This window comes from Streptomyces sp. NPDC050121, from assembly GCF_044460385.1.
GTDB lineage: Bacteria > Actinomycetota > Actinomycetes > Streptomycetales > Streptomycetaceae > Streptomyces > Streptomyces soliscabiei.
This window is the reverse complement of record NZ_JBITJV010000047.1, coordinates 1-17506: the sequence shown is the minus strand read 5'-3', so window position 1 is coordinate 17506 and position 17506 is coordinate 1. Positions and strand designations below refer to the sequence as shown.

Genomic DNA, 17506 nt, shown 5'->3' with positions numbered 1-17506 from the left:
AAGAGCGCCGCAACCGGTGAGGCTGACGCCGCAGAAGAGGCGAGTGGGGCCTTGGACAGACGCTCTTGCGGTCTGGCCGGGCTACGCGGGTGAAGAATCGTCATTGATTCGACTCTTCGGTGAGCTGCTTGGGCGGGGCGGGCCCGTGGGGGGCCTGTAGGCGGTGGTGTTCTCCATCTCCATCAGCCGGTTCTGCGCCACCGTCAACATCATGGCGAGCTGACTGTCGAACTCGGCCCTGGCGACCCGCACCCGGAACAGTGGGTCGTTGGGGTCGTTGTGCCGGCGCCAGTTGCGCCTGAGCACCCGGCTGAGGTCCTCCCAGATCTCCTCACTGCCTGACTCCTCATCTCCGTCGTGGCGGGGCACCAGTACGCCGGTCGTCGGGTGGTGCTGGGTATCGAACTCCGCGAGTACGTCGCGGTAGGCCGGGGTGCGTACGGCCCATGGATCGACAAGCAGGATGTTTATCTGGTTGTCGGCCATCGCTTCGTCGAGGCGGCTGCTCAGCCGGTCGTCGACGACCTCGATGTTGCAGGTGTAGCCCTCCTCCACGATCACTCTCTGCGCCCGGTGGGCGATCGTGGGGTGCTTGGGCGGGTGGTATGGCGTCCACTCCCTCGGAGAGCGTCCGTAGTACTCCGGCCGGTGCCGACCTTCCGGGAGTGCGTTCACGACCCCCGCGGCCACGAAGACCTGGACATGTGCAGTGCTTAGTGCGGCGGGCCGCTGGTGCTCAGCCACTGGGAACAGGCCGCGCACCTCGCCGAGGTCGAGGCCGGGCGTGAACGGCAGCCGGAACCGGTCGGCGGCGATCCGCACCCGGGCGGCGACTTTCTCGACGACCCTGCGGTACGCCGGGCCCGTCGGGTCGGAACGCAGGACCTGCATCAGGCCCTGGGTGCTGTACTCTTCGCCCATGCCTGCATCGTTGTACTGGAATTGGGCGATTTCCTCCGGGATCTCCCCTTCTATGGGTGCCCACAGCACCGGAACCAGCGCGGGTACGTCGATCTCGGTCGCCCGGCGGTACTCCTGCAGCCGCTCCTGGAAGGCGGTCCACTCCTTGCCGCAGTACTCGCTGTTCAGATACGCCGGGGAGTACAGCGCGACGAAGGCGCGGCAGCGCCCGACCGCGTTCCCGAGCACCCGCGTCCAGTCCGAGCCCAGACCGAGCCCTTCGACGTCCCGGAACGGCGGCTGCGCGGCCGGGTCGGCGCCGATCCGCCGGAGCTCCTGCACGAGGTCGTCGTAGAACCGCTTGACGAACTCGTCGGAATTGTCCCTCCGCGCGTAGCTGAGAAAGAAGTAGGGTTCGCGTCCGGCACCAAGGCTCACAGACGGGCTGAGGGTGGTTTTTTGTGGCTCGCGCCGAACATCTTCCGTTGCGCCCGTCGCGCCTTGCAGCCACGAGTCCGGTAGGCGCAGAACTTCTACGTCGGTGCCCAGTTCGTTTGCGAGTTGCGTCGATTCATCAGCGATCACGAACCGTACGCCGGGCAGCTGCTGCAAGGGGCGAACCACTTGGTCTACGATGCTCCGGCGCTGACTCGGGAAGGCCTCGTGGAGCCGGTCAAGTAGTACGAGCACCGTGCCCGGGGTGCTGGCCACTTGACTTATCCAGTTCTTGGAGCGCCGTTCGTATCCGAGTTGGAGGACAAGGTCCCGTGATACGGCGTCTGCAGCGTCGGGAATCGAGCTCAGCAGAACGGCCCTTACTCTCGCGTGGTCTTCACGATGAATGGTGTCGGGATCTGGGATGCTGCGCTGGGCCATTTGGCGCTCCAGGAACCGGAGAACCGTCGTCTTGCCGGATCCTTGCGGTCCGGTCACGATCCTGGGTCTGTCGTCGCCTGGTTGGTACAGCAGCCAGTCCATGATGGCCTCGAGAACATTCGACTGTCCGGCCCATGGGGCTATGTTCGCTGGCAGGGGTGGGATACCTGCAGTACGCGGCCGCCCCGAGCCAGGGAAGAAGCGGTGGAAGGTGGAGGAGTCGCCTGGTCCCCAAGCCTTGATGACGGGTTCGCTCGGGGCCATCCGCGTCCTGATGCGCGCGGTGAAGCCCGTGAAGTCCTCAGGGGCAGTTGAAGCAACGTTCAGGCGAGACAGCTCGGTAGTCAGCGCGCGGGCGAAAGTGCTGTTGCGGCGCTCCTCCATGCCCGGACTGCACGCCAGCACCCATATGGGTGGGCCTTGCGTGGCGGCAGAGATGGCAGTTCGGAGTGGGAAACCGGTGTCGAGAATGAGCATGACGCCACTCGTACGGCCGGAGAAGGCCTGGTGTAGTCGCGGAATTGTGATACCGCTCGGCTGCCCGGTGGATGGCTCGCTGTCGAAGGCCATGAGCTGCGCCGTGCCGTCGGCCATGATCGTCGTGTGGCTTGCGAAGTAGACGACCACTACATCGGAGGGGCGGACGCGCTTGCTACGGGCCCAGGCTTCGATGTTTCGCAGCACGGCGGATGTCGACGGGTTGTCCGCCAGCTCGGGCAGGACAGGTGTGTACCCGAGTGCCTCGAACGTCTCGCGTACCCGGGCGATGTCCTCGGGGACTTGGGGAAGCTCCGGCAAGCTGTTCGGGAACCGTGAGACGCCGACGGTGATCAGGAAGCGTCTGGGGACGCTGCGGCCTGGCCCGGCCGGGTGACTATCGGCAGAGGTCGAGGGTAGCTGCTCGGCCTGGGGTTCGGGCGTGCCGTGCGCTACCGGTCCCAGTTTCCCCTTGAAGGCGGGCACAACGGAGGGATCCAGAATCTCCGTGCCGTGCGCCGTGGTCCTGCTTCGACGGCGACGGCGTACCAGGTTCTGTACTTCGGCCCAGTGCTGGGCTCCGGCCGGGAGGAGGAGGGGGCCATTCGGGTCGGCGACCGCTGCGGTGAAGCGTGTCGCGCCAGCCGGCATGTGGCGCTCGACGTAGGCGGAGACGCTGGCGATGACCTGGGCGGCTTCGTCGCGCCGCAGGGTGCTCAGGAGACGTTCGCGGACGCCGGGCATGAATTCGTAGGCCTGTTGAAGCGGATCGCGGTCCGTGCTGCTTGTGGGAAGCCGGCGCAGGAGGCCGCTGAAGAGGATCTCGGCGAGGTCTGAGGGTGGGCTGTTGGGGAGCATCGCCGACTGCACCAGTCGCATGACGGCGATGTTGAGGGGGGCAGCGGACAAGTAGGCCGCGAGGCGGAAGACTCTCAGCTGCGCCTGCGCGAGGAATCCCTCGAAGCTGATCGGCTCCCCGACAGGTGACGGTGTGAGGTCGTGGACCGCTGCTGTCTCGACCGCGGACAGGCGTACTGCCGCGCCGTCGAACTCGCCCACGCCAGCGACGGACTTGGCCCAGGGCGCCAGCCATTCCGGATGAATGGCCAGCACCGGTAGGGGTACCTCGCCCGGTTGCGGCGCGCGCGAGCCGAGGGCGTAGGGGGTGAAGTGCAGCAGCGTGGGCGAGCCGCCTGGCTCGATGCTTCTGAAGCGGCCGGGTTCCGGTGCCAGTGCTGTTTGCGCCCATAGATGTTCAGGAAGCGTCTGCAGGACTGCGGCGGGTCCGCTGCGAGCCCATCGCCGCAGCATGCCGCGTAGGGGTGCGCTGCCCCAGCCCGGGTCGACTCCGTCGGTGAGAAGCAACGTGACCGTGCGTCCGGTGGGATCGCTCGCGGTTGCGGCCGATCGCGGTGCCTGGCGTGGGCTCGCGGCCAGCCCGGGCGTGCCGTCAGGGCGACGACGCAGCCAGTATGTCCGAATGCTGCGATAGGCCCCCAGCTCCTGCAGCACGCCCAGCAGTCCACGGGCCAACGGCTGCCACAGGGCTGCGCCGTCCCCCTGGACGTCGATGACGAGCGCAAGGTCGAGCCATCGTTCCTGGGCCGGGACGAGGACGGGCATCCACCGGGCCTCGTCGGCGATGCGGTCGGCGGTGGCTTCCTCATCGAGGGTCAGGCGCGTTGTCGAAGGCACCCGGCGCTTGAGCGGCCGCAGTGACCGGGCCAACGCACGCCGACCTGGCAGAGCGGGTGCGCCGGCGACGCGGATGAGGGAGGCTCGATGGACCTGCGTGCGTTCCTGGCCTGGGACTTGGCCGTCCGGCAGGTACAAGCGGCCCTCCGGCCCCGCATCACCCTGATCGGCGGTTGCCTCCGGAGCCTCGGCTGTAGCCGCCTCCTGGTCTGGAAGCGATGGCGGAGTTTCACGGACAGCGCCTTCGTCAGACGACGTCTGCGCCCGGATGATGGCCCCCGCAGGCAGGTTTGCGGCCAGCCACAGCAGTTCGGCGACCTCCCGTGGACCGGTCGGTAGCCCGTATGGGTCGAGGGCGCCGAGCAGCGCGCCGAGGCGTGCGACGCCGCCGCCATCGCTTGTCACTCGACGGGAGCTGTCAGGTTCAGATGCTGGAGCACCAGCCGGGCGATCCCGTCCTGGTCGGGTGCGCCCTCCTGGATGGTCCGGCTCATCAGATACACCGCGTTGAGTAGCTGGTCGGTGGCGAGTTCACCGGTTGCCGCACGCTCCATGAACAACTGGATGATCTCTTCTGCCTGGTCGTCGGCGCCTGGAAGGTGGGCGCTCACAATGGCTCGCAGTCGCGTCTCGTTTTCGGTGACTGCCGGCAGTTGGAGGCGGACGCACCGCCTCAGGAACGCAGGAGGAAACTCTCGTTCCCCGTTGCTGGTCAGGACGACGAACGGGAAGGCACGGCAGCGGACCATGCCGCGGCGTACCGTGACGTGCTCGCTGCCGTCGGCTGGCCGGATTGTGATCGTCTCGTGCGTGTCCGCGGCTCGCGCCAGCTCCGGGATCTCGAATCCGCCCTCTTCGAAGACGTCGAGAAGATCGTTCGGCAGGTCGATGTCGCTCTTGTCGATCTCGTCGATCAGCAGCACGCGCGGCAGCCGGTAGGGGGCCAGAGCGGTGCCCAGCGGGCCGAGGCTGACGTACCGGCCGGGCCCTGCAGGCTGCTGAGCGCCCGGCCGCGTCTGGCGCCTGTTCACGCCGGCTTCCTCCAGGCGGCCCAGCGAGTCGTACCGATACAGCCCGTCGCGCAGCGTGGTCTTGCTGTTCACTGGCCAGCGCAGCACTGTGCCCAGTTTCAACTCGCTCGCCACCGCGTCCGCGAGCGTCGACTTGCCGACGCCGGGGTCTCCGGTGACCAGCAGCGGCCTGCGCAGATAAAGGGCAGTGTTCACCGCTTCGATGATGCTTGTGTCGGCCTGGTAGGCCGCGGCCCGCGGCAGTCGGCGCCGGCCCTGTGCGGGTACCTCCCGGTCGAAGGGAGTCACTTCGTCCCCGTCGTTGCCGAAGTCACGCCACGGCGGCGGAGCGGGCAGGCGGTCGATGCCATCGTGCGGCTCGCCGACGCCCTGATAGATCCTCCACTCACTCAACGGGTTGTCCTTCCTCGACCGGAGCTGCCGGGACTAGGGGAGTGCGAGGAATCCGCCGGCTGGGGTCGTCCCACAGCAGCACGAGGTGCTCGCCGATGTGACCGTCGTCTTCCGCTTCGATCTCCGCATCGTTGCGCAGTACGCAGACCCTGTCGGGCACGTCGTCCCGCAGGGTGTCGGAGAGGAACTCACGCGCCCGGGTAAGGAACCCCGCATCGGGGCAGGCGTCCCGGCCCGGGATTCCGCAGGGACTTCCGCAGGTCGGCGGGCCGGGCATAGAACCGCGTCGCCACAACATCATCGGTACTCCGGACGTGAGTGCGACCATGTACGCCTCAGCGACCGGTCGTTGACGCGGCGTCCCGGCCAGCGCCAGCGCGGCCAGCGTCGGGTCGTTGTTGAACATGGCGTCGAGTGCCGCCTGGCGCTGACGGTCGCGTCCGCAGACACAGACCAGCGCCTCACCCACCCGTTTTCCCTCCAGATGACGCCAGCGCTCTTCCCAGACCCTGTGGAGGTGCGGAGCCTCGTGGCGTTCCAGCGGCCGCACCACCAGGTCGCACTTGCGTCCCAGCGACCAGTACCCGACCTCCGGCCACAGCCTCCAGTCGGCGAAGTCCTCGTCGAGGACCTCGCGCGGGAGGATTAGTTCGATCAGCCCCCGGCGCTGCGGGTGGTCAGCCATCAGGTCGATCTGCTGAGCCAGCAGGTCGGATAGCAGGACGAGGGCCTCCTGCAGGGGGAGGGCAGAGGATTCCGAGGCGCACGGGACGATGTCGTGCGGCGACCGGAACCGCCAGACCATGATGTGGTAGAGACTGCGGTCCCGGAGTGAATGCCGGACCCTGCCGATCACCGAGGGCCGCCGGGCTGGCACTCCGTTGCCCGCCAGCCGGGCCCGTACCGCGTCGCCCAGCCTGAGCCGGCCAGCGGCGATCAGCACTTGGTCCCGCAATGCGGTCACTCGGTCCGATGCGTCGGACGGCGCCATCGCCAGCTCACGGGCGAGGTCGGCGCAGAAGGCGAGCTCATAAGGGAGTTCGCCGTCCGGCGGCGGCAGAAGCGCGGTCAACTCCACGTAGACGTCGCGGTGGGTGAGCAACGGTCGCTCCGGCAGAGGCGTCCCGGGCGCGGCAACGGCTAGAAACGCGGCGGAATGTGATCGATCGGCGTCGTGGGAGCCGGGCAGGGCGGCCAGCAGGCCCAAGAAGTGCCGGTCAAAGGCCGCCTCGGAGACCTCGCCGACGGGGACCTGTTCCACCCGATCGGACAGCATGCGCCATCGTGGGTCCGACTGGTGGAAGCGGTCGTGTCTTTCGATGACAGTCCGGTACACCTCCGGGTCGAGCAGCCGCAACGAGTCGAGGGGGACTCCGAAACCGCCCATGGTGGTGTCCTCCAGGCGGGTTGCCTTGACGGCCGCACATACTCCGGCACTGGTGTGATTGAGCACAGGGCCCCCGGAGAGCCCCGGATTGATCTCCCCGTCGACGAGTTCCATCAGCTGGCCGCCAGCCTGGGCGGTGCGGCCTCCAGATATCAGCCTCACCCGGCGCGGCGCGGCCGCGGCTTGGAGCGTGTCCGCGAAGCCCACCGCCGTCAACTCACTTCCCTGCAGGGGCCTGGCCATGTCAAGCCACACACAGGGATGACCGGCAGGTGGATCGAGGAGCTGCACGACGGCCAAGTCGGGGAACGCATACAGCGCGCTCGTGCGGTCTGGGGTGTCTGCGGAGGCCGCTACGACCACAGCTTCGTAGTCCTGGCCGTTCCACCGAACCAGTGCGGGCAGCCCCGCTTCAACGCCGGCGACGTGGGCGCAGGAGACGACGAATCCGGGGGCAACGAAGAATCCCGTTCCGTCGGTTGTGCCTTCCACGAACACGCGGCAGTTCTCCAGGAGCTCCTGGAGTGCGGCGAGTGGGTCGAATCCGCGCATAGCGACCGTCGGGATCTCAGATGGTTATGCGAAGCGGGACAAGCTCACGCACCGGCGGCGGGTGCAGGCACGATATGGGAGTCCGGCTGCGGTGGTTGGACGGGGTCGGGTGCCGTCGCGGTCCACTTCAACGTCACCTTGAACGCGGCCTTGCCGCCGACGCCTGCCAGCGCGGCGACAACTCCGTGTTTGCCCGCGGCCAGCTCCAGCCCGAACTCGACACCCACCTCGTCCGGCCGGGCAGTCGCCACCGCGGCACGCACGTTCGCAGCCACGGCATGCAGTGACTCCTGGAAGCCCTCGATCCGCTGCGCAACCTGGTCACCGAGTCCGGTGTCCCGCGGCCCCTGCCTCTCAACCATGGCCCAGACCATCTGCCCATCCGGCATGGCGAGTTCGATCGGCTGCTGTGCCAAGGTCCCCCCTCAGAAACTGCGTGACACTCAAGCTGGCGGACATCGTATCCACGATTGATGCCGTACGGCGCCAAAGTGCTGATGGTCGGTTGGACGCTCGGCGAGCGCCAGTAACCGAGTGGTAGTGGGGCGATGTCGCCGTTGGCCCGCTCGCCCGGGAAGGAATTGATCGAGTCCTCGACGGCCTTGAGAGGAAGTCGGCGATACAGCAGAAGCGGAGCGGCTACCGGGAAGCTGCGTCCCTCGGTTCCCCCGCCCTTTTTCAGGAACTCGTGTCTGTGCGAGGAGACCGGGGACACGAGCTCGCCGAGGGCCTGAGAAGCCGTTGCTGCCGGCGATGCCTCGGCACTCCTCGACCTCCACGAAGGGGGCCGCCGCTCGCGCCTGACGGCCCCCGAGCTGAGAGGCCGCCGCCCTTCGCACACCGTCACCCTCCGGAGGCAGGACCAGGCCACGTGATCACACGAGACCCCGACCGAAGCGTTACATAATTCGGGGACCAGCGTTACATAATTCCGGCGAATATTATGTACCGTCAGCTAGACTGGGTAGCAGCGTTACATTTTGGCGGCGCGGTCGCTCCGCACCCCCTTGGCGCGACTGCCCGACCTGTCCCTCGCAACCCGCTTGCCGCTTCTGCTCTTGGAGTCCCCGGGTGTCCTCCTCGCGTTCATCCCGCACTGCCGGTGAGGCGTCTTCAGGCGCTGCCGTGCCGGACAACTCCGCCCCCGCAGCCCCGACGGAGCCGTCCGACCCGGCTCCGCGCTGGGAGGGCAACTGGCCCTTGAGTTTCCCGACACCTCCCACCCCATCCGCAGCGGCCAAGACAGCCTCCGAAGACGCCGGACACGGCGAAGACAGTCAACCTGAGTCAGTTGAGGGCCCGTTGGTCAAGCCGGGAACAACCTCCACCGCCCCTGGCGCGGACACACCACACGCCCGGGCGCGCACCGGCCCGGCGACGCTGCACGAGGCCCGCCGCGCACTCAAGCAGCTGATCGATGCCGCCATCGAAGGGCACCCCACACCCCTGACGCGTGGCCCGCACCATGCACTGCTCACCACTCCCGCCCACGCGATCGAACTGGGCTGGGACCTCATCCAAGCCCCCACCCACAGCTTCGCGGACGCCCGCAAACAGCTCGGGGATCTGATCCGGTACGCCGCCGAGGGCCATCCCCAGGTGCTGTGCCGCCACAGGACCCCCGTCGCCCTACTGCTTGCCGCAGCCGCGGACGGCACCCCCGCCCCGCCCGCACCTCAAGCCAAGCCCGCGCCTGACACAGCATCCTCGGCTGCAACAGCAGCCCCGGACTCCACCACACCCTCTGAGGGCCAGCAAGCAGTCCAGAACCCCCTTCCGACCACACCAGCCGAAGCCGCCAAAGACTTCGCCTCCGCGCCGACAACTACCCCTGCCGAAGCGGCCGTTGCCCCCACCACGTCCTCGGAACCGCAACCCGAACCGGCGTCGGCAGCCCACGACATGCCTGCACCTGTCGATACGCCCCCCGCCTCACCCGGCCCCACCTCAGCCCAACCGACCGCCCCCACCGGCTCGCCGACCGCTACCGCTCCAACCCCCGCCGCTCCCACACCTGGCACTTCCGCACTCCAGCCCCCGGTCACACCGCCGACCACCCTCCCCGTACCCCCCTCGACCCCGTCCGAGCCGAGCCCGTCGGCCCCCGCTTTTGCGATGCCCGGCACCGGTCACGAGCCCGCCCTTCCGACGCGCGGCCCACTGGCTACCCCTGCGCCGCGCACCCCGCGACGCCTGGCCGCACTCGCCCAAGCCCTGGACACCGTCCTCCCGACCACCGCCCCCACCGGTGAAACCGCCACACCCACACCCCTGATGGGCCTGTCGACCGGCATCCGTGCCCTGGACGACGTCCTCGGCGGTCTCCAGCCCGGCCGCTTCTATCTTGTCGCCGCCGCCCCGGGCGCCGGATCCAGCCTGATCGCCACCGCCGCCGCGCGCACGAGCGCCCTCGACCAGCACCAGCCCGTCCTGTACGCCGCCTCCGGACTCACCCGCGCCGACATCGCCGCACGCATCGTCGCCGCGTACCTGCCCGTCGACTACCGCCGCCTGCGAGCCGGCCGCCTCACCCCCACCGAGCAGGACGACGCCGCCGCCCTCCACCACCACCTGGCCCAAGCCCCGCTGTACATCGACGACGGCACCGACCTGAGCACCGACGCGATCGCCGAGAGTGTCCCGGACCTGCCCGGCCTGGCCCTCGTCGTGGTCGACCGCCTCCAGAGGGCCGAGGACCCCCGGCTGCCGCTGTCCGGCCCCACCCAGATCACCGACGCCGCCCAGGCCCTCGCTCACCTGGCCCGCACGCACGAGCTCCCGGTCCTCGCCGCCGTCGACACCGACGACCCTCAGCTGATTGCCGCGCTCAGCCTCGACATCACCATCACCCTGGCCCGCGACGCCGACCAGATCCACGCCACTGTCACCGAACGCGACCTCGGCCCGCAGGCAACTCTCACTCTCCACGCCGACCTCGCCCACGCCCGCATCACCGACCTCACCCACCCCCACGCCGGCGCCGTCACCCCCACCCCAGCACCACAGACACCCCCGGCCGCGACCCCGCACGCCCCCGCACAGACCTCGCAGGCGCCTGTCCAAGCCCCCACCAGCCCGCCCCCGGACCCTGCGCCCACCCGGCCCGCCTCGACGGCCCACACCGCCGCCCCACGCAGGCCGTCGCCCCGCCGCGCGACCGCTCCACCTCCGCCCGAGGGCGGCTACGCAAACCGGGACTACACCTACTTCACCGGCATGATCACCCGCGCTGTCGACGAAGCCCTCCACGATCACGGCGGTGACGTCACCGCCGCAACCGAAGCCCTGGTGAAAAAGGCCGTCCCGAACGCAATGGCCCTGTTCGAGGCAACCCGCGTCGGCGGTAATTACGAGCACACCGTCTACCCGGAGGCCCTCGAATTCCTCCGAAAGAAAACCAAGGACGGCGCCGACGAAATCTGGGAAGGCCGCCACAACTGGACCAACACCCACCTTATGGAAGCCCTCCAAAACGGCACCCACCCCCCGATCACCGTCAACGCCCTCGACACCAACGCCAGCTTCCTGTCCGCGTTCAAGACCCACCTGCCCATCGGCGCCCTCATCCACCAACCCGACGGCGGCTTCGACCCCAAACGCTCCGGCATCTACCGCCTCCCCACCCGCCCCACCTGGCACCACCCCCACCTGCCCGACCCCATCGGCAACCGCCGCGAAGACGGCCCCGTCCTCCTCGACGACGCCACCATCCGCCTCCTCATCCGCTGCGCCCGCCTCGACCTGTGCGAGGCCCCACACATCACCGAATGCTGGACCTCCGGCGCCAGCGAAGGCCTCCTGGAAAAATTCCGCCGCGTCCTGACCGAGGCCCGCACCAACGCCCTCAAAACCGACGACACGGTGACCGTCGAATACATCAAAGCCATGTACTCCAAATTCACCTCCACCATCGGAGAATCAAGCGTCAACCGCGACATCCGCCGACCCGACTGGATGCACATCATCCGCTCCCAGGCATTCGCCAACCTCTGGTATAAATCCCACCGGGCCCACAGCAACGGCCTGACCGTCGTCCGCGTCCGCGGCACCGACGAACTCCACGTGGCCGGCGACTGGCGCACGGTCTTCACCGAGGGCCGCCTCACCACCCAGATGAAACAAAAAGACCAGTACCCCCTGCCGAGGAGAGCGCCCGATAGATGTCGACCGACGCATGGAAGAACTTCGGCAACTACGGCGCAGACCGCGACCCCGGAAACGTCCACGGCAAAATCGCCCTCGCCCGCGCCCTCGAAGACGCCCTCGAACGCCTGATCATCGACGGCGGAATCAAATCCCCCGTCAGCACCCGCCGCGGCCTGAAAGCCCGCATGCGCTACCTCACCACCACCAAAGGCGGCCCCCAAGCCCTGGCCGACGCCGGCATCCACGCCACCCCCACAACGATCCGCGCCTGGACCCGCGGCACCCAACGCCCCCGCCCGGCCAACCTCGAAGCGATCGACACCGCCTACTGGAACCTACGAGCCCACAACGTGCTCACCAACCCCGGCGCCCTCAAACAACACCTCAACCGAGGCGGCCGCGGCACCCGCATCGAAATCCACCCCGTCAACCAGGCCACCGTCGATGAGCCACGCCGCCGCGACAACCTGAGGATCCAGCACCGGCAGGTCCGCTACATCTGGGACGACGCCGTCGACGCCCTCGTCGCCAGCGACCTGAACACCATGGAAGACCTCTGGGACGACATCATCGCCGAACTCGACTCCGACTGGGGCGCCTACACCTACGTCTCCTACATCGGCATCGGCGCCTGACACGACCGCCCGCAGCCCGGCGTGACCCGCCCAAAGCGGCGCTCGGCGCCCGTAAGACTGATGGGCCTGACGGGGGAGTGCCGGTGGAATGTCGACGTCTGAGCGTCCGTGGCGCAGGTGTGGCGATCTGGGTGTCGACGCTCCTGTGAGCCGAGTTGCGGCGGAGGCAGGCCCACCGTGCCATCGGCGCCGCGCGATCCGCCTCAGGACGCCGATGTTCCCTGTGAGCACTGATCCGCCTCATCGCGCGGCTCGGACTGCCACCCGATAAGCAACGCAGTCACGACGACGGCAACCCCTGCTGTGATGGTCCACACGGACACCTTTCCTACAGTCCCGATCGCGAAGGTCCCCACGCCCACCATGAAGAAGATGTGCTGTGGTCGGCAGGCCTGAGTGAGATAGGCGTGCCCCGTGCAGCCAGCGCCTTGCGCAGTACGAGCCGTGCAGGCGGGCGGCATTGCCTCGGTGGCTGTGGAACGATCGGGGTGTGGTCCGGCGTGTCCTTGGGACGGCCAGCTTCCGATCTGGGCGCTGGCCTGGGCCGGCCGATAGGGGGTGGCATCGGTGCCGCAGGCGCAGGGCCGCGAGGTTCCTCTGGAGAGGTTGTCCGGGCAACGCCCCGGCCCGGCTGACCTTGATAGGCGGCAGCGGATCCAGAGCCGCCTGCGCCGGTTCGGCCCCGGACCGGCGGGCTGGTACGCCGACATCTGCACCCTGCTGGATGAAGATCTGCCGCTGCGTTCGACCGGGATGCTGGTCTCGCACCTGTTCCGGGAACTGGAAAGCGCCCTCCGCGAGGTCCTCCTGCCCGACGCCATCCGGAATGACACGACCAAGGGCCACCGGCACCTGTTCGAAGTGAAGGGTGTGCTGGACTGGCTGGGCATCCCAACCGACAGCCCCGCGGGCAGGGTCTGGCTGGCAGAAGCGACGAAGCTGCACGGCTACGCGCACCGCGTCCGTATGGAACAGACGCCGATGGACGCAGCAGTCCGTGTGCGCCTGGCTGAACTGGAGGACATGCTCGACATAGTGCTCGACCGCTTCGAGACCCGCTACGTCACCGTGCTGCAGCGTCTGGAGACACTGGCTGCCATACGCAATCCGGGCAAGGCCCATGTGAAGCTACTCCTGGGGGCCTTCCCGCAGGACTACTTGACCCAGGAACGCTTCTTTGGGCTGCTGGACGCCCCACAGTGGCTGCCGCACCTGCACGAGCATGGATTCTTCAGCACACCGCCGGCACCGGAACCCGATGACGAAGCGCGCACGGTGGCCTTTCCCGCCTGGCCAGCCTCAACGTATCTGGTGCGGATGACCAGCGTTGCTCCGGCACGCGTGGCAGAAATCGTCGAGCAGATCCCGTTGACGGACAACCCGCGGGTCAACCTCGATCTTGCCGAGGTGGCACTTCTGCTGCCTCCTGCGGACGCGGCGCGTCTGGTGCCACGGGCAGTGGAAGCGATCCGTGGCCCCTACCTGATCGCCCCGGACCGCTACGCCCAACTCGCAGTCCACTGCGCCCAGGGCGGCCACACCGAGCAGGCCCTGGCGGTGATGGCCGCGCTCCTGCAGGCTGCACAGGACGGTGACCGGATCGACGACTACGATCTCCAGGAGATCCTGCGCACCCATAACGCCGCCTTGGCCCGTCATCTGGGAGCGGCCTGGTTGGACGCTCTGGCCGGCAGCCTGGCAAGCGCGCTCCTGGCCACCGGAATGAACCCTGACCGAGCCAACGGGGAAGACCTGTCCAGCGTGTGGTACCCGGCGCTGGACCCGGGCCTCGGGGGAATGCGCTCCGATGACCGGGCCCTGCTCACGGAGGCGGTCCGCGACACGGCAGACCAGCTGGCAGCCACAGGCATCCACGCTGTCCTGCCCATCCTGGAGTCCCAGCCGTGGCTGATCTTCCGCAGGCTGCGCCTGCACATTCTCCAGCGTCACGGTGCCAACGCCCCGGACGTGGTGCAGAGCATCCTGACGGACCCTGACCAGATCGCCGCCGCCCGGTCGCAGCGTGAGTGGGCACTCCTAGCCCGCGCCCACGCCAGCTCGCTGACCTCGCCCGTGCTCGAACAGGTGCTGGCCGTCATCGACGCCGGGCCGGACACCGAACGGTTCGTGCAGCGGTTCCGCAACACCTCCGGTGGCGCCGAACCGCCGGAACAGTACGTCCAGCAGTGGGCAGGCGCCTGGCAACGAGACCACTACGCCGCACTCGCCGACGTCCTGCCCGAACACCAACTGCGGCGCTACCGAGAGTTGTGCGAGAACCTCGGCCCAGCACCATCGCTGGACACAGTTCCCCAGCCCCTGACCTCCTGGGTAACCGAAGAGCAGGGCTCGCCGGAGAACCTGGCCACGATGACCGCCACCGATCTAATCAGCCACGCCCAGCAGTTCCAGCCCACACCCACCAGGTTCGGCACGAACGCCGAAGCCTTCTGCAGCCAGCTGCAAGCCGCCGTGACCAGCCAGGCCCTCACCTACCAGGAAGACGCCCCGCAGTTCGCCGAGTTGGCCGATGATCACCTCGCCGCTGTCCTCGACGGATTCCGTACGGCTCTCCAAACCGGCCAGCAACTCACCTGGGCCACCATCTTCCCGCTCGTACAGTCAGCTACCGACCGTCCCCGCACCCCCAACACCAGCGCCCTGCACCTGGCCGTCGCCCGGTTTATGCTGACGGGACTGGCGCAACAGAACATCCAGATCCCCACCCCGCTCGGCGACGCACTGTGGAACGTACTCAAGTCGGTCTGGAGCGCCGCCAGGTCACCACAAGACGACCTTCACGACGACCAGCAGTCTGTTTGGGACGAGAGTTTCGAAACAGCCCTGCGGGCCGCCATTGCGTGGGCGCTGTGGCGCCGCGAACACGGCGCTACCTCCCAGGTGCTGTTCACCACCCTGGACAGCCTGCTGCTGGACGCGACCAGCACGCCCACTGCCCCAGGCGCCAGCCCCGTCGGCCGGGCCGTCGGATCCTTGATCACCCGCCTCGATGCCCTCGACCCGACCTGGACACAACGCCGAATCGATGTTCTGTTCAACCCCGACACCGCACTGGGCCGTGCCAGCTGGACAGCCCACCTGAGCACCTCATCCCTCACCGAGTCCGTCGTGAGCCTCCTCATGGATGCCTACCGCACCGCAGCCCGCACACCCGCAACGAACGGTCATGGCCACCGGGAACTGCACCGTCGACTGGGCGACCACCTCATGGCCATCTACCTGGCAGGTCTGCTCGGACTGGACGATGAGAGCACCATGGCTGACTACCTGTACTCCTCACCCGCGGCTGGAGTTCAACTCGCTTTCTTCCTGAGCGAGGCCGTCCACCACCGCGACCTGTCACCCGAGACCCGCGACCGCGTCATGCAGTGGTGGACCTGGCGCCTGACCGCTCGAAACGACAGCGCGAAAGGACCCGCACCGCAACCCGACGAGATCCACGCCCTGATCGGCCCGCTTGTCCGCAACGACGCCTTCCCGGTCACCTGGCGCCTGCAACAACTGAGCGTTGCCCTCGAGACGACCGATAGCCTCGGCCGTGACCGGCGCATCTACTCTTTCCTGGCCGAAGCAGCCACCGATCACCTGGGGCCAGTGCTGGACCTGATGCGCCGATGGGTCACCACCCTGGACATGTACGACTACGCCCCCCGAATCAGGGAGAACGACATCCGCGCCATTCTGCTGGCCGGACTCGCCTGTCCTGAACACCAAGAACTGGCCCGCGACATCATCAACCGAGCCACCTACCGCGGACACCACCAATTCGCACCTCTGCTCATGGGCACCGCAGACCAGCCCGGCCCGTCCTGAACAACCCATGAGCGAGGCAGCCGCCCGAGCGGTCCCCGACCAGGCCGGCATCTAGAGGCGTGGTGCGGGCTTGTACTGGTCAGAGGCTTGCTGTGTGGTTGGGACCGGCGGTTGCTGGCGGTTGGGGCTGGTGCCGGCCCAGTAAAGGGCGGTATCGATGTTGCGTGCGGTCCAGCCATCAGCGTTTGCTCCGCCATGTTGCAGGAGGTCGTTGAGAAGCCGGAGGTAGCGGCGGTAGCGCCCCGGGGCGGGAGTGAGGGTGAGGCTGAGGGCGTCGAGTGCGCGTTGGACGCGGCGGTCGTAGACGGCCATGCGGAGGGGGCTGCTGCGGTCAGGACGGCTGAAGCGAGGGCGTCGCCAGCGCGGAGCCGCTGTTCCCGTTCCGCGACGGCGGCATCGGCCTGCTGATGCCGCCGGGTCAGCCAGATGCCAAACCACGTGCCGAGAAGCGTTGTTGCTGCGGCGAGGGCGGCGCCGACGACTATCTCGGTCACGGTCATACCCTGCCAGGAGGCTGACGGCCGTGACCGCGAATCAGAGATCCGGTGTAATCGCGTCGATCAGGAGGCGCAGCCGACGCACGATGCCTGGTCGACGTCAGCCTGGTCCAGGACCTCGGTGGCCGGGGCGAGTACGTCGATGAGCCGGCCAGACCGTACAGCTGGCGGCATGTCGCACAGCGAGGCGCGGAAGTACGGCCCGGTCCACTGGCCCATGGCGAGGCCTTCGGCAAGCTCGCGTTCGGCCTGCTCCGGAACCCACTGCCCGGCCTCGTACGCGGCAAGGAGTGCGCCCGCGTCCTGGCGTACTGCAGTGGCGAGCGCGATCGTTGTCACTTGCTGCCCAACGACACCGCACCGTCCGGGGGCACGGCTGCCGTGCCCAAGAGACAACGCCACTCCGTGCCCTGCGAGATGTGATGTTTGCAAGGAAGCGTTGGTTGTGTCGTCGCCTGGGCGTTAGGCGACACAGGCGCGGCTATCTGACTGTTGGAACTGGCCGATGGCACTTACTTGTTGGTGGCATTACTGACGAATAGTTATGTAATTCTCGCACTGACTACCTTGGCACGGAATGCTCAACACCTCACCAGAAGATAGATAAGGTATGTAACGCGAGCGGGTGCACCAGGAATGTAGCTACCTTTTTTCGGTGAATTACAGATTCTCTCTAGAAAGTGGCAAGGTTTCTCATTCAGCTTTTTCGGGCGCCGAATACTTCGCGAGAGGTTCAGACCACTACTCAAGTTACAGAGAGTAGCCGTTACATAAATTATGTACCGAACAAGTGAGCGTTACAAAATGGGTACACATTCAGAGGGGAGGAGCGTGCCCCGGGAGGGGCGCTTCGGTCGACCCAGCCCAGAATAGAGCCCCTTCTAAGGGTAAAACTGCAGTTCAAAGGCATAAGAGAGGCAAGGTCGCTCCGCAGATTTATGTAACGGCGAGCGAGAGGCCGGCCCGTTCTCCTAGCCAGCCATGTAACGTCGCGGAGCGGCGTTACATATTTCGTCGCGAAGCGACGCGCAACGCTCCGTCACGTAGTGACGGCGCGTCATGTCTCCGGAGGAGACGGCGCGC

General features: G+C 67.6%; 9 protein-coding genes. 3 read left to right on the top strand and 6 right to left on the bottom strand.

Annotation, left to right across the window (positions count from 1 at the left end; all coding sequences use genetic code 11):
- Positions 1–81: 81 nt before the first annotated feature.
- The 4 genes from fsxC to ACIBTS_RS42235 are packed head-to-tail and all read right to left on the bottom strand — an operon-like array spanning position 82 to position 7727.
- A complete protein-coding gene (fsxC, locus tag ACIBTS_RS42250; protein ID WP_399326300.1) occupies positions 82–4353 on the bottom strand; it encodes an FxsC protein in 4272 nt (1423 codons plus the stop codon).
- Positions 4350–5372, bottom strand: a complete 1023-nt coding sequence (locus tag ACIBTS_RS42245; protein ID WP_399326298.1) for an AAA family ATPase — start codon at positions 5370–5372, stop codon at positions 4350–4352. The genes fsxC and ACIBTS_RS42245 overlap by 4 nt, the downstream gene beginning before the upstream one ends.
- Positions 5365–7311 carry a trypsin-like peptidase domain-containing protein gene (locus ACIBTS_RS42240; protein WP_399326296.1) on the bottom strand — a complete coding sequence of 649 codons (1947 nt, stop codon included), beginning with the start codon at positions 7309–7311 and terminating at the stop codon, positions 5365–5367. The genes ACIBTS_RS42245 and ACIBTS_RS42240 overlap by 8 nt, the downstream gene beginning before the upstream one ends.
- Before the next feature lie 44 nt (positions 7312–7355).
- Positions 7356–7727: a CU044_2847 family protein gene (locus tag ACIBTS_RS42235; protein ID WP_399326294.1), complete on the bottom strand. Its 372-nt coding sequence runs from the start codon at positions 7725–7727 to the stop codon at positions 7356–7358.
- A 1699-nt stretch (positions 7728–9426) separates the two neighbouring features.
- On the opposite strand from ACIBTS_RS42235, the gene ACIBTS_RS42230 reads away from it, so the two are divergent.
- The 3 genes from ACIBTS_RS42230 to ACIBTS_RS42220 all read left to right on the top strand — a co-directional run bounded on the left by ACIBTS_RS42230 (position 9427) and on the right by ACIBTS_RS42220 (position 15926).
- Positions 9427–11586 carry a DnaB-like helicase C-terminal domain-containing protein gene (locus ACIBTS_RS42230; protein WP_399326292.1) on the top strand — a complete coding sequence of 720 codons (2160 nt, stop codon included), beginning with the start codon at positions 9427–9429 and terminating at the stop codon, positions 11584–11586.
- Positions 11472–12092, top strand: coding sequence for a hypothetical protein (locus ACIBTS_RS42225; protein ID WP_399326290.1), 621 nt, complete (start codon positions 11472–11474; stop codon positions 12090–12092). Before ACIBTS_RS42230 ends, ACIBTS_RS42225 begins: the two co-directional genes overlap by 115 nt.
- A gap of 567 nt (positions 12093–12659) precedes the next feature.
- Positions 12660–15926 carry a hypothetical protein gene (locus tag ACIBTS_RS42220; RefSeq protein WP_399326288.1) on the top strand — a complete coding sequence of 1089 codons (3267 nt, stop codon included), beginning with the start codon at positions 12660–12662 and terminating at the stop codon, positions 15924–15926.
- A gap of 51 nt (positions 15927–15977) precedes the next feature.
- On the opposite strand, the gene ACIBTS_RS42215 is transcribed toward ACIBTS_RS42220, so the two are convergent.
- Both ACIBTS_RS42215 and ACIBTS_RS42210 read right to left on the bottom strand, forming a co-directional pair.
- Complete coding sequence (locus ACIBTS_RS42215) at positions 15978–16238, bottom strand: hypothetical protein (protein ID WP_399326286.1); 261 nt, start codon at positions 16236–16238, stop codon at positions 15978–15980.
- A 248-nt stretch (positions 16239–16486) separates the two neighbouring features.
- Positions 16487–16762, bottom strand: a complete 276-nt coding sequence (locus ACIBTS_RS42210) for a hypothetical protein (RefSeq protein WP_399326283.1) — start codon at positions 16760–16762, stop codon at positions 16487–16489.
- Between the last annotated feature and the right edge of the window lie 744 nt (positions 16763–17506).